This is a genomic window from Mesorhizobium sp. M0478, assembly GCF_040321305.1.
Classification (GTDB): Bacteria; Pseudomonadota; Alphaproteobacteria; order Rhizobiales; family Rhizobiaceae; genus Mesorhizobium.
In genome coordinates, this window is sequence record NZ_JAMYRH010000002.1 from 579,983 (window position 1) to 592,562 (window position 12,580).

Genomic DNA, 12,580 nt, shown 5'->3' on the forward strand with positions numbered 1-12,580 from the left:
ATTTCATGTCCGGACTGAATGACTATCTGGTCCGCTCGGCGGCCGCGATCACCGCGACAGTCGAGCGTGACCTGACCGCCGAGATGGAACGTGCTGTGAGTGCGGTCGTCGCCGCGCTTTCCTCGGGCAAGGCGCTGCTGGTCTGCGGCAATGGCGGCTCGGCCAGCGACGCCATCCACATTGCCACCGAACTGGTCGGCCGCTTCCTTAAGGAGCGCAAGGCCTACAATGTGATTGCGCTGCCGGCCAACGCGGGCATGCTGACCGCCTGGGGCAATGACTATGGCTTCGACACCGTGTTTTCGCGCCAGGTCGAGGCGCATGGCGCGCCCGGCGGCGTGCTGCTTGCCATCTCGACCAGCGGCAATTCGCCGAGCATTCTGGCTGCCGCCGAACAGGCTCGGATGATGGGCATGACGGTGGTCAGCCTCACCGGCGACAGCGGTGGCAAACTCAAGCCGCTCACCGACATACTGCTCAACGTGCCCTCGACCTCGACGCCGATCATCCAGCAGGGACATCTCTGCCTCTACCACTATCTCTGCGAGGTGGTGGAAGACCGTCTGTCGAATGGCTGACACCGGGGCCTACGGTCCATACCCGCTGGCTGAGCCCGGCCTGTGGGTTGAGCGGGTGGGTTCGCGGGTGTTTCCAGCCAGCGCGCCGGCGCTGTTCCTCGACCGCGACGGCACCATCAATGTCGACACCGGCTATCCCGACGATCCAGCCAAAATGGCGCTGCGCGACGGCATCGTGCCGGTCATCGCGGCGGCCAACCGGGGCAACATCCCGGTGGTCATCGTCACCAACCAGTCCGGCATCGCGCGCGGCTATTTCGGCTGGAAGGAATTTGCCGCGGTCAACGGCCGGGTTCTCAAGCTGCTTGCCGCCGGCGATGCCTTCGTCGACATGGTTCTGGCCTGCGCCTACCACGAGGCGGGCAGCGGGCCACTGGCGGTCGCCGACCATCCAATGCGCAAGCCCAATCCGGGCATGCTGCTACAGGCCCGGCAGCGTCTCGGCCTCGATCTCAAGCGCTCGCTGATAGTCGGCGACAAGGCCGCGGATATGCAGGCCGGACAACGTGCCGGCCTGCCGCGCGGCTGGCTGGTGGATGGCGAGGGAAGTAATGAGCCGGGCTTCGAGGTTCTGCCGCTGCGCAACCCCGATGATCTGGAACGGCTTTTGAGAGCTGTCGAGTCGCTCGGATCGAGACTGATTTAGCTTTCCGGATCTGTTGCGACGCAATCTCAATGGGTTAGCTTGAGCGTTTCACCGTTTCGCAGAAACGGCGAGCCGATCCATTTCTTTGCTTTGACGCTATTCCCCAGGAAAGCACCACGCTCTTTTGCGGAAAAACTGCAGAGATCAGACATCATTCAAGCAAGAAATTTGCAGATGTCATTCCATCGAAGAACGAGGGGAATTCATTGAAGAAAGCAATCTCTGTTGCCGTTGTCTTGTTGATATTGGCTGTGCTTTCAGCCGTGGGGTATGTCTGGCAAAAACACGGCGTGTATGGGCTCAATGCACTTCTTCGCCGCGGCGGAAGCTACTGGATCGCCGTTGCACCCGACGATGCGCGTCTCTCGCCTGCCATGCAGCTTGCGTTGAAATCGGAAATTCCTGATGTGACCGGTGGAGCCAGCTCATGGAATGAAACCGAGCCTGGATTCCAGGTCAGAGAAATCCCCGTCATGGCGGGCGACCGTGAAATTGACCGGCTCTATCTCAACCGTTTCGATCCAGCCAAATTCCGTTTCGTTGCCCGTAACGAGCCCAGTGGTGCCAAGGACATCGACCAGTGGGAAGCGGCACTCAATCCACAAGGCACAGGCGGCACCGTTCTGATCGTCAATGGCAGTTATTTCGGACTGAAGGGCGAAGCCGACACGCCCTTTGTCAGCATGGGTGCGAGGCTCGGGCCGGATGAATACGATGCGAAGGCCGGCGCCTGGTTCGTGAATGCCTCCGGCACGCATGTGGTCGATCTCAATTCACGTGACTGGCGCGCAGTCACGGAGAATGCCGAAAACGCTATGGTTTCCTATCCATTGCTTGTCGGTGAGGACGGCCGCAACAATGTACGCGCCAAGAGCAACTGGTTGGCCAACCGCACCTTTATCGCGGAAGATCGTCAGGGCTGGATCATCGTCGGTTCGACCAAGGACGCTTTCTTCTCGCTGGACCGGCTAGCAAACTTCCTGTTGCAGACCGACCTCGATCTCAAGACGGCGCTAAACCTCGATGGCGGGCCTGTTGCCTGCCTCAGCGTCCGCTCCGGGAACTACCGGTTGAAACACTATGCCAAGTGGGAAGCCCAGGTCGCGGATGGCGACGTCTCACTGCTTCAAGCATCGCTAGATGTGCCCTGGGGATTGCCTGTTGTTCTCACGGTGGAGCGCAGGTAGCAGATCCTGCCCTTGGCAGGGTGGGTCAAAGTACTCCCGATTCCGTAGCTGAAACCGGATGGCATATTCAACCTTGGCCGCTCATGTTCACGCAATCTGACCCGGAATACCCTACGATTTCGGCGCCAGAATTCGCTTTCTGGCTCATATTCGTCGTCAACATGATTGTGATCGGCGCGGCGTTCTCACGTCAAAAAACATTTTCCGTCTCAAATGGTTGCCGCATGTCATCACATTCGTCTGGCTTGCTTGCTCACCTATTTTGCTGGCCTTTTTAGCTTTGCCGGAGATGTCCCCTGGTGAGAGCCCCGGCCCTGGGGACGGCTTCATTCTTTTGCCAGTTGTCGGAGAGGTAGCAGTGTGTCTGTTGGGGTATGTCTTGGTCGGCGTCGCACATGCTTTTTCGAAGTTAATCTCGCTTATCAGGCGCTGAACGCCACCAGCCCTTCGTCCTTGACGCGGCGGATGGTCAGCGCGGTGCGCACCGTGTCGACATTCGGCGCCGAAGCCAGTTCTTCGATGACGAAGGTCTGGAAGGTGCCGAGATCACTCGCCACGCAATGCAGCAGGAAGTCGGATTCGCCCGAGACCATCCAGGCGTCGCGCACGATCGGCCAGCCGCGAGTGCGCTCGGCGAAGGTTTTGAGTTCCGCGTCGGCCTGGTGATGCAGGCCGATCAGGCAGAAGGCGACGACATCCATGCCGAGCGCCGGCGCGTTGAGCAAAGCGCGATAGCCTTTGATGATGCCGGTTTCCTCCAGCCGCCGGACACGGCGCAGGCAGGGCGGCGCGGAAATGCCGACGCGGCTCGACAGTTCGACATTGGTCATGCGCCCGTCGGCCTGAAGCTCGCGCAGAATCTTCCAGTCGATGGCGTCGAGGTCGGCTTTCAGGGGCATGGCGGTCTCTGCTTAGCGCAAGAATCTTTCGCGATCTCGTCATTAAACGACTTTTGTGGCGATGCCAGCCCTTGGTCGGGCGATTTTGCGACCGTAACGGAAGCGGCCATTGCGCGAATAAGCCTGTGGGCCGAAGCTTTCCGGGGACGACGGCCTGATCGTCTTGCTGGTGTGGTTGGCAACCCTTACATTACCAGCACCGTTTCACGTCTTTTTCCAAGGCACACTCGATTGTCCGCCCCGCAGAGGCTTTAGATGACCACCAAGCACGCGCCTGTCCTTATCATCGGTTCCGGCCCGGCCGGCTATACGGCGGCGGTCTACGCCGCGCGCGCCATGCTGAAGCCGATGCTCGTCGCCGGCCTGCAGCAGGGCGGCCAGCTGATGATCACCACCGATGTCGAAAACTATCCGGGCTTCGCCGATCCGATCCAGGGCCCGTGGCTGATGGAGCAGATGCTGAAGCAGGCCGAGCATGTCGGCACTGACATCGTCAACGACATCATCACCGAGGTCGACCTCAATGTGCGGCCGTTCCGCGCCACGGGCGATTCCGGCACCACTTACACGGCCGATGCGCTGATCATCGCCACCGGTGCGCAGGCGAAGTGGCTGGGCATCCCCACCGAACAAACCTTCATGGGCTTCGGCGTGTCGGCCTGCGCCACCTGCGATGGTTTTTTCTATCGCGGCAAGGATGTCGCTGTCATCGGCGGCGGCAATTCGGCGGTGGAGGAGGCGCTCTATCTCTCCAATCTGGCGAAGAGCGTGACCGTCATCCACCGGCGCAACGATTTCCGCGCCGAGCGCATCCTGCGTGAGCGGCTGTTGAAAAAGGACAATGTCCGAGTCATCTGGGACACGATCGTCGACGAGATCACCGGCCGGCCCGGCAAGACGCCGCTGCCGCCTTCGGTCGAAGGGCTGAAGCTCAGAAATGCGATGACCGGCGAGGTCAGCCATCTCCAGGTGGACGGCGTGTTCGTGGCGATCGGCCATGCGCCGGCGGTGGAATTGTTTGTCGGCAAGCTGAAGCAGAAGCCGAACGGCTATCTGTGGACGGCGCCGAATTCGACCCGCACCGATGTGCCCGGCGTGTTCGCCGCCGGTGACGTGACCGACGATATCTACCGTCAGGCGGTGACCGCCGCCGGGCTCGGCTGCATGGCCGCGCTCGAGGCGGAAAAATACCTGGCCGGCATCGAGGTGCACCGCGAAGCGGCGGAATAAAATCTATCAAGACGGCGTCGCAAGCCGTTCAAAAGCCTGATTTTTCATTCAGACGCCAAAAACAGAACGAGGGGAACTCAATGGCGTTGGACTGGGACAAGCTTCGCGTGTTTCACGCAGCGGCGGAGGCTGGGTCGTTTACCCATGCCGCCGAGACTTTGCACCTGTCGCAATCGGCGATTTCACGCCAGGTCAGCGCGCTCGAACATGATGTCGGGGTGCCGCTGTTCAATCGCCATGCCCGCGGCCTGGTGCTGACCGAGCAGGGCGAAATGCTGTTCCGCACGGCGCATGACGTGCTGATGAAGCTGGAGACCATCAAGTCGAAGCTGACCGAGGCCAAGGACCGTCCCTCAGGCGTGCTGAGGGTAACGACCACGGTCGGGCTCGGCGCCGGCTGGCTGACCGAGCGGGTGCAGGAATTCATCGAGCTCTATCCGGAAATCAGCCTGCAGCTGATCCTGGCCAATGAGGAACTCGACCTCACCATGCGCCAGGCCGACTGCGCGATACGGCTGCGCCAGCCGCAGCAGCCCGACCTTATCCAGCGCCGCCTGTTCACCGTGCATTTCCACCTCTATGCCTCGCCGTCCTATGTCGGCAAGCACGGCAAGCCGACCTCGGTCGCCGATCTGAAGAACCATCGCATCGTCACTTTCGGTGTGCCGGTGCCGTCGCATCTGTCGGAGCTGAACTGGCTGGAAACGATCGGCGATTTCGACGGTGGGCAAAGGGTGCCGACGCTGCAGATCAACGACATCTTGTCGATCAAGCGCGCCGTGCAGGGCGGCGCCGGCATCGCCATGCTGCCCGACTACGTGATCTCCAAGGAATCGGATTTGGTGCAGCTTTTGCCGGAGACCGAGGTGCCGTCCTTCGACACCTATTTCGCCTATCCCGATGCAATGAAGAACCAGGCCAAGCTGCACGTCTTCCGCGACTTCATCATCGCCAAAGCGCGCAGCTGGTCATTTTAAACATGCCCTTGGGAGGTGCTGGTCACCCCCGCCAAGGCGTCAGCCGTGGCAGCCAGCCGGGAACATTGCGGCGGTAGGTCTCGTATTCGCCACCGTAGCGGCGGGCGAGAGTCGGCTCCTCATAGAACCTGACGAAAGAGCCCATGACGATCGCGCCGATGGCGGCATAGGCAGCGACGCTCCAGCTTGAAAACAGCAACGCCTGGCCGAGGATGATCGACAGCACGGCGACGTACATCGGGTTGCGGACATGGCGGTAGACGCCGCCGATCACCAGTCTCTCGGTGGGTGCTACAGGCGCCGGCGTGCCCATGCCTTCGAGCGCGAAGCGGGCAAAGGAATGGACGAGCAGGGCGATGGCCGCGACGATTAGGATGGAGCCAGCCGGCACGAAGCCGGGCACCGTCGACAGCGGCAGACGGTAGCGGTCCGTCAGCAGCCAGGGCACCAGCCCGGCCACGACACAAGGTGCGGCGATGAAGAAGACCGCGCTGCCGGCGATCGCCTGGGGTGTCCGCATGTCAGGTCTCCCTTCTTCCGGCCGACCCTTCCCATCCCGCTGCCGCAAAAATAAACGCCTGCTGCCCGATTCAACGTCATTCGGCTTTTTGCCCGCGAGCGCGAGAATCAGCCCGACTTGCGGTTCTGCGAAGGCAACCGCACGGTCGCGCCATTCATTTGGCAACTTTTCGTGGTCCTATGGCCCCTAGACATGGGTTAGACCACAGCCTGTACCTTTTTGCATGCGTGTGTTGCAAAATAGATGCTTGTTTCTTGGGCATGAACAGCACATATATAGATCATCTCCTGGGCGCGTTCTCCTCCCATTAGCGCCCTCGAGTGTTCCCCTCTGGAGGTTAGCCTTAACAGGCACTTCCAATCAAACTCAGCCGGATCTTCATTGATCCGGCTTTTTTGTTTCCGGGCCTGCCGTAGCCAGCGAAAAATCGAGCAAAATCGCCGCGTAACAGTGACATGTAACCTCAGGTAACATGCCGCAGGCGCGATTCATCGTTTAAGCAGATCATAGGACGCGGTGTGGTTCGACCGGGAGATGGGGGCATCACTCGGAAGATCCGGGCTCAGGCGGCTACCGCGTCCGAACCTATTCGTCTGTCAGTGCCGCATGGCGCGGCGGATACGTGCGGCGGACCTGCCGTTTTCCTCCCAAGAAGACGGTCCGCAATAAGAGCGGCGTCCGGGTCATCCGGGCGCCGTTTTTTGTGCGGATCATCCTTCGGCCTGTCAGGCAGCCTTGCCGTTGGCGTTCATCGCCTCGTCGGCCAACCGACCGGTCAGCTCGGCCATGTGATCGAAGGCGCAACGATAGCTGGCGACGCCGGAGGTCGCCGAGCGCAGTTCGATGATCAGGTCGCCGATCTCGGCCTGCGGCATGGTCGCCTCCACGACATCCCATCCCGGCCAGTCAGGCCGCGCGTCGTAGCCAAGGATCTGGCCGCGCCGTTGCGGGATCAGCGCGATGATCTTCGAAGTGGCTTCGGACGGCGTGACGATCTCGACCTTCATGACCGGCTCGAGCAGCACCGGCGAGCAGGCCGCCATGCCTTCCTTCATGGCCAGCTTGGCCGCCATCTGGAAAGCCATGTCGGAGGAATCGACGGCGTGGTAGGAGCCGTCGGAGAGGTTGACGGCGACATCGACGACAGGGAAGCCGAGCGGGCCGGATTTCAGATAATCGCGCACGCCGGTTTCGACCGACTGGATGTAGGTCTTGGGCACGACGCCGCCGGTGATGGTGTCCGAGAACTGAAAGCCGGAGCCGCGCGGCAGCGGCTTGATCTCGATCACCACATCGCCGAACTGGCCATGGCCGCCGGACTGCTTCTTGTGGCGGCCGCGCTGCTGCACCGTCTTTCGGATCGTCTCGCGATAGGGGACGGCAGGCGCATGGCCTTCGACCGGAATCTGATTCTTGCCTTCCAGCCGCTCGCGCACGACCCGCAGATGCATCTCGCCATGGCCGGACAGCACGGTCTCGGCCGAGTCCTGGTTGTGGCGCAAGGTGAGCGAGGGATCTTCCTCGGCCAGGCGCTGGATGGCCGCCGACATTTTGACCTCGTCCTTGCGCTCCTTCGGCCGTAGCGCAAAGGCAAAGACCGGCTGCGGCGGCGTAAGCGTGACCAGCGGCTTGATACCGCCCTTCGTGGAACTCAACGTCTGGCCGGTCTTGACCTCGTCCAGCTTGCCCAACGCCACCGTGTCGCCGGCCTTGGCAGCGGTGAGCTTGGACTGGTCCTTGCCGAGCATCTTGTAGATGCCGGAGACCTTCGCCGTCTCGCCATTCGACAAATAGAGTTCGGCTGCATCGGCGATCTGGCCGGAGAGTACGCGCGACACGGACAGCTTGCCGCCATGCGCGGTGTGGATGGTCTTCATCACCTGGACCACGGTGTGATTGCCGTCGGGGACGCCGAGCCGTTTGCGCGTCGCCTCGACATCCGGTGCGTCATGGCGGATCGCCTTCAAAAGGCGCAGCACGCCGTTGCCTTTTTCGGCGGTGCCGATAAGCACCGGCGTTATGGCGCCGGCGCGCAGGTCGGCGGACAGATCGTCGAAGACCGCGTCTTTCGGCGGCTCGATCTCCTCCAGCAACTGCTCCATCAACTGGTCGTCATGGTCGGCAAGCGTCTCCAGCATGGAGAAGCGAGCCTCCAGTTCGCGCGCCTTGTCGTCAGTTGGAATTTCGGCAACCTGGCTTTCGGCATATTCGCGGTAGATGTAGGCGCGCTCTAGCGCCAGGTCGATGGAACCGATCACCACATTGTCCTTGCGCAGCGGAATCTGGCGCAGCAACAGCGGCGCCGCGCTCGTCGGCTGCAGCATCTTCAGCGTATCGCGTACGCCGGCGATTGCCTTGTCGACCTTGTTGAGGAACAGGATGCGCGGCACGCCGAGATCGTCGAGCTTGCGCATGATGAGCTGCAAGGCTGGGATCTTCTTCTCGTCGGCCTCGGCGACGACCACCGCGAGATCGCAGGCTGCCAGCACCGGCTCGGCCTCGAAGGAGAATTCGATCGATCCGGGACAGTCGACGAAGGTGATCTGCTCGCCCATGAATTCGGTGGTGGCAAAGGTCGCCTCGACGCTCATGGCGTGCGCCCGCGCCTCGGGCGAATGATCGGAAACGGTGCTTCCCGATGAAACGGGATTTTGGCGGGGGATGGCGCCCGTACGGGCGAGGATGGCTTCGAGAAGTGTCGTCTTACCGCTTGCAAAGGGACCGACTATGGCAATGCATTTCGGTCCCGTGCGTCGTCCTCCGGCGCGAGTACCCATGGCTGACCTCCACTCAGGCTTGGCCCTTGGAGTGCGATCAGCAAAAGTGGAAACGGTTTTGCGCCGATCGCACCCTGTCGTGAGCGGCGGCCGGCCTGTTCGACCGTCGCGGGGCGGGGTTGTTTCTCTTAGCCACCTGCCCAAGCCCATCGTCCCACGGGTTAGCCGGCAGGGCAAGGAAAATAGGAATCCGGTGCGCCGTCAGGCGGCCGAGGCAAGACCCCGGGATCAGAACCGTCCGGCGATTTCAGCTTGCCTGGGTGCGGCGCGTGGGCGTGGCGGCTGCACTCTGCTTCACCACCATCTCGGCGTAGCGCGACAGCAACGGGTTGAACAGGTCTGGGCGTTCCCAGAACGGTGCATGGCCGGCGCCTGATATGACATGGCATTGTTCCCACAGCAAGCCATAGGCCACCGTCTCGAAGTAACTCAGCCGCACCAGCGGATCATGCTCTCCATTGATCACCGCAACCGGGAACGGGGCGTGCTCGACCACCTGTTTCTGGTCGGCGCCCTTGCCGGCAAACATGCTGCGCGCCACGCCGGCGCGAAGCCTGCCGTCGGTGCGCCTTATGGCTTCGCGGAAAGACGGACTGGCGGTATCGCCGAAGCAAAGCGCCTCGAAGCGCTCGATGTCGCGTTCGGAGTAGACCTTCTTGGAGGCCAGCAGCATGTCCCAGTTGGCGTGAAAGCCGCGCAGCATGCCAAGCGGCCCCCGCGACACCGGCGGCGCTCCGGTCAGCACCAGGCCGCTGACCGCATGGTGAAAGCTGGCCAGTTCGACCGCCACATGGCCGCCGAGCGACCAGCCGAAGATGATGGCGTGGCCGATGCCCAAAGCGTCGAGAAGCCGGGCTGTGGTCTGGGCAAGGCCGGTAATCGTATAGGCGGTCGCCGGGTCGCGGGCATCGGAGGACTCGCCGTGGCCGGGAAGGTCGAAGGCGATCAGCCGATGGCCGTCGGCAAGCGGGCTATCGAACTGACGGGCAAACACGGCGCGCGAACTGCCCGACCCATGGATCATGACGATGGGCATGCCGGACCCAGACGACTGGCTGAGGCGCAAGTCGGCCTGCGGCGTGCGGATGGTGCGGTGAGTGATGCTCATGCTGGATTAGACCTTGAGATTTGCCTGACCGCCAACATCGCATCGCTGGCTCTATATGTTCTTTAAACATGTGGTTAAGAAAGGATTTCTAAAGAGATAGCCGGCACGATCGCTGGCTCCATGGCAATCACGCGCGGAATCCCGACAATGGAACCAGTCCTTGATCTTCTTGTCTCGATCTGCAGCATCGCGACGCTTGGCCAATATGTCTGGTCGATGCGGGCGCATTTCCAATCGCAGGCGATGTCTCCAGGCGCCATGGTGATTTCGGCGGCGGTCATCGCCACGGCGCTGTTCCTTCTCGCCATCCTTTGGATCCAATCGCAGCCGGGTTCGGCAAAGCTCACCGGACTTGCCGTCGAACTGGCGAGCTCTGCCCTGTTCTGGTGGGCGATTGTCACGTCGCGCAAGGCGCGATTGCGCTTCGCCTTCGCACCCGACGATCCACACAGCCTGCTGACCGACGGCCCCTACGGCCATGTCCGCCACCCCTTCTATACGTCCTACATCGTCTTCTGGATCGGGTGGGGGATCGCGACCTGGTCGATCTGGGCGGTGGTGCCGATCGCCGGAATCGCTATCCTCTATGTGTTTGCGGCGCTGGACGAAGAGAAGAAATTTTCGCGCACGCCGCTGGCCGGAGCCTACGCGGACTATCGCGTACGTGCCGGCCTGTTCTGGCCCCGGCTGGGGTGGTAGCCGGCACCGGGGCAGGGTAGGTTCTGCCAAACTTAGGGATCACCAGAGATGAAGATCATTGCCTGCGGCAGCGTGCCGACCATCATCGCGCCGGACCAGTATTTCACCGGCCGCGTGCTGCAGACGCCCATCATCGAGAAGGAAGCGCCGGCCCGGCTCAGAGCCACGCTGGTCAGCTTCGAGCCCGGTGCGCGTACCCACTGGCACACGCATCCGCTCGGCCAGACGCTTTATGTCACTGCGGGGGCCGGCCTTGCGCAGACATGGGGCGGGCCGATCCAGCAGATCAAGGCGGGCGACGTGATCTCGTTCGAGCCCGGCGAGAAGCACTGGCACGGCGCGGGTCCAAAGACGACAATGACCCACGTCGCCATGCAGGAAGCGCTGGACGGCGTCCATGCCGATTGGATGGAAGCGGTCACCAGCGAGCAGTGTGGCGGCTGAGGTCTGCTCCTGACAAAAAACCCGGCTCGAAAGGCCGGGTTTCATGTCTCGGAGCCTGATCAGGTCAGCGATGCAGTGAATCGCTGGATGCGGGTGCAGGCTTCCTCCAGCAGCGTCTCCGACGTGGCGTAGGAGATGCGGAAGTTGGGGCCGAGGCCGAAGGCAGAGCCGAACACCACCGCGACACCCTCGGCCTCGAGCAGTTCCGAGCAGAAGGTCTCGTCTGTGTCGATGACCTTGCCGGCCTTGGTCCTCTTGCCGATCAGCTGGGCACAGGACGGATAGACGTAGAAAGCGCCTTCCGGCGACGGGCAGGTTATGCCGCGCGCCTGGTTGAGCATCGACACGACGAGGTCGCGACGGCCCTGAAAGATCGCCTTGTTCCTGGCGACGAAATCCTGCGGGCCGTTGAGCGCCTCGACCGAGGCCCATTGCGCGATGGTGCAGGCGCCCGAGGTCTGCTGGCCCTGGATCATGTCCATCGCCTTGATCAGCTGGACGGGACCCGCGGCATAGCCGATGCGCCAGCCGGTCATGGCGTAGGCTTTCGAGACGCCGTTCATGGTCAGCGTGCGCTCGTAGAGTTTCGGCTCGACCTCGGCGATCGTCCTGAAGACGAAGTCGCCATAGGTCAGGTGTTCGTACATGTCGTCGGTCAGTGTCCAGACATGCGGATGCTTCAAGAGCACGTCGGCCAGCGCGCGCAGCTCGGCTTCCGTGTATGCGGCGCCGGACGGGTTCGACGGCGAGTTCATCAACAGCCATTTGGTCTTCGGCGTGATCGCCTTTTCCAGCACGGCGGGAGTCAGCTTGAAACCATTGTCGATCGAAGTATCGGCGAACACCGAGGTGCCGCCGCAGATCGCCACCATTTCGGGATAGCTGACCCAATAGGGGCGGGGGATGATGACCTCGTCGCCTGGGTTCAGCGTCGCCATGAAGGCGTTGAACAGGATCTGCTTGCCGCCGGTGCCGACAATGGTCTGCTCGGGCTTGTAGTCGAGATTGTTCTCGCGCTTGAATTTTTTCGCGATCGCCTCGCGCAGCGGCGCGATGCCCGAAACCGGCGGGTACTTGGTCTCGCCGCGGCGGATCGCCTCGATCGCCGCATTCTTGATGTTGTCGGGCGTGTCGAAATCCGGTTCGCCGGCGCCGAGGCCGATAATGTCGCGGCCGGCATTTTTCAGCTCGCGGGCTTTCTGCGTCACCGCGATGGTGGCGGAAGGCTTTACGCGGGCAAGGGCGTCGGCAAGAAAGGCCATGACCAGATATCTCCAGAGGGGTCGGCGCAGCCGTAAACAGCTGCGGCGCTTCTCATGTCGCATCGACCCGGCAAGTGCAAGCATCGTCGGATGAGCCAGGGGTCAAGGACCTGTGAAGATCGGCTTTTGGAACACCGCCTGCGCCGGGTTTACACCCCGTTTGTGTGAAGCAATCCATGGAGCGCATCCCCGGCAAGACTAAATTCATCAACGGCCGTTAAAACCTTTGGCGGCAGGATCGCCAGCCATTTCG

The 12,580-nt window shown here is 62.1% G+C and carries 12 protein-coding genes; 7 read left to right on the top strand and 5 right to left on the bottom strand.

Translation table 11 applies throughout. The annotated features are described in order from the left end of the window. Positions 1 to 5 precede the first annotated feature (5 nt). The 3 genes from NKI64_RS07250 (at position 6) to NKI64_RS07260 (ending at position 2,411) form a co-directional block, all read left to right on the top strand. Positions 6 to 578 (top strand): D-sedoheptulose-7-phosphate isomerase, encoded by a 573-nt coding sequence (locus tag NKI64_RS07250; protein ID WP_023671975.1) that lies wholly within the window; start codon positions 6 to 8, stop codon positions 576 to 578. Beyond that, a complete protein-coding gene (locus NKI64_RS07255) occupies positions 571 to 1,224 on the top strand; it encodes a D-glycero-alpha-D-manno-heptose-1,7-bisphosphate 7-phosphatase (protein WP_023724926.1) in 654 nt (217 codons plus the stop codon). Before NKI64_RS07250 ends, NKI64_RS07255 begins: the two co-directional genes overlap by 8 nt. A 206-nt stretch (positions 1,225 to 1,430) precedes the next feature. Further along, positions 1,431 to 2,411 (top strand): phosphodiester glycosidase family protein, encoded by a 981-nt coding sequence (locus NKI64_RS07260; RefSeq protein ID WP_245260365.1) that lies wholly within the window; start codon positions 1,431 to 1,433, stop codon positions 2,409 to 2,411. 422 nt (positions 2,412 to 2,833) lie between these two features. On the opposite strand, the gene NKI64_RS07265 is transcribed toward NKI64_RS07260, so the two are convergent. Next, positions 2,834 to 3,310, bottom strand: coding sequence for an Lrp/AsnC family transcriptional regulator (locus tag NKI64_RS07265; protein WP_023671972.1), 477 nt, complete (start codon positions 3,308 to 3,310; stop codon positions 2,834 to 2,836). Between the two features lie 255 nt (positions 3,311 to 3,565). Between NKI64_RS07265 and trxB the strand changes: the two genes are divergently transcribed. Both trxB and NKI64_RS07275 read left to right on the top strand, forming a co-directional pair. After that, positions 3,566 to 4,540, top strand: a complete 975-nt coding sequence (trxB, locus tag NKI64_RS07270) for a thioredoxin-disulfide reductase (RefSeq protein ID WP_023671971.1) — start codon at positions 3,566 to 3,568, stop codon at positions 4,538 to 4,540. Between the two features lie 80 nt (positions 4,541 to 4,620). After that, a complete protein-coding gene (locus tag NKI64_RS07275; protein WP_023671970.1) occupies positions 4,621 to 5,517 on the top strand; it encodes a LysR family transcriptional regulator in 897 nt (298 codons plus the stop codon). A gap of 22 nt (positions 5,518 to 5,539) precedes the next feature. Here NKI64_RS07275 and NKI64_RS07280 read toward each other — a convergent pair whose 3' ends face one another. The 3 genes from NKI64_RS07280 to NKI64_RS07290 form a co-directional block, all read right to left on the bottom strand. Next, positions 5,540 to 6,037: a methyltransferase family protein gene (locus tag NKI64_RS07280; protein ID WP_023671969.1), complete on the bottom strand. Its 498-nt coding sequence runs from the start codon at positions 6,035 to 6,037 to the stop codon at positions 5,540 to 5,542. A 725-nt stretch (positions 6,038 to 6,762) separates the two neighbouring features. After that, positions 6,763 to 8,814, bottom strand: a complete 2,052-nt coding sequence (locus NKI64_RS07285) for an elongation factor G (RefSeq protein WP_023683761.1) — start codon at positions 8,812 to 8,814, stop codon at positions 6,763 to 6,765. A gap of 247 nt (positions 8,815 to 9,061) precedes the next feature. Continuing rightward, complete coding sequence (locus NKI64_RS07290; RefSeq protein WP_023671967.1) at positions 9,062 to 9,922, bottom strand: alpha/beta fold hydrolase; 861 nt, start codon at positions 9,920 to 9,922, stop codon at positions 9,062 to 9,064. A 147-nt stretch (positions 9,923 to 10,069) separates the two neighbouring features. On the opposite strand from NKI64_RS07290, the gene NKI64_RS07295 reads away from it, so the two are divergent. After that, positions 10,070 to 10,621, top strand: coding sequence for a methyltransferase family protein (locus NKI64_RS07295; RefSeq protein ID WP_023833501.1), 552 nt, complete (start codon positions 10,070 to 10,072; stop codon positions 10,619 to 10,621). Positions 10,622 to 10,669: 48 nt separating this feature from the next. Continuing rightward, on the top strand, positions 10,670 to 11,065 hold the full coding sequence (locus NKI64_RS07300; protein WP_023833500.1) for a (R)-mandelonitrile lyase: 396 nt from the start codon (positions 10,670 to 10,672) through the stop codon (positions 11,063 to 11,065). A 59-nt stretch (positions 11,066 to 11,124) separates the two neighbouring features. Here NKI64_RS07300 and NKI64_RS07305 read toward each other — a convergent pair whose 3' ends face one another. Beyond that, positions 11,125 to 12,327 carry a pyridoxal phosphate-dependent aminotransferase gene (locus tag NKI64_RS07305; RefSeq protein WP_023821575.1) on the bottom strand — a complete coding sequence of 401 codons (1,203 nt, stop codon included), beginning with the start codon at positions 12,325 to 12,327 and terminating at the stop codon, positions 11,125 to 11,127. Positions 12,328 to 12,580: the final 253 nt, after the last annotated feature.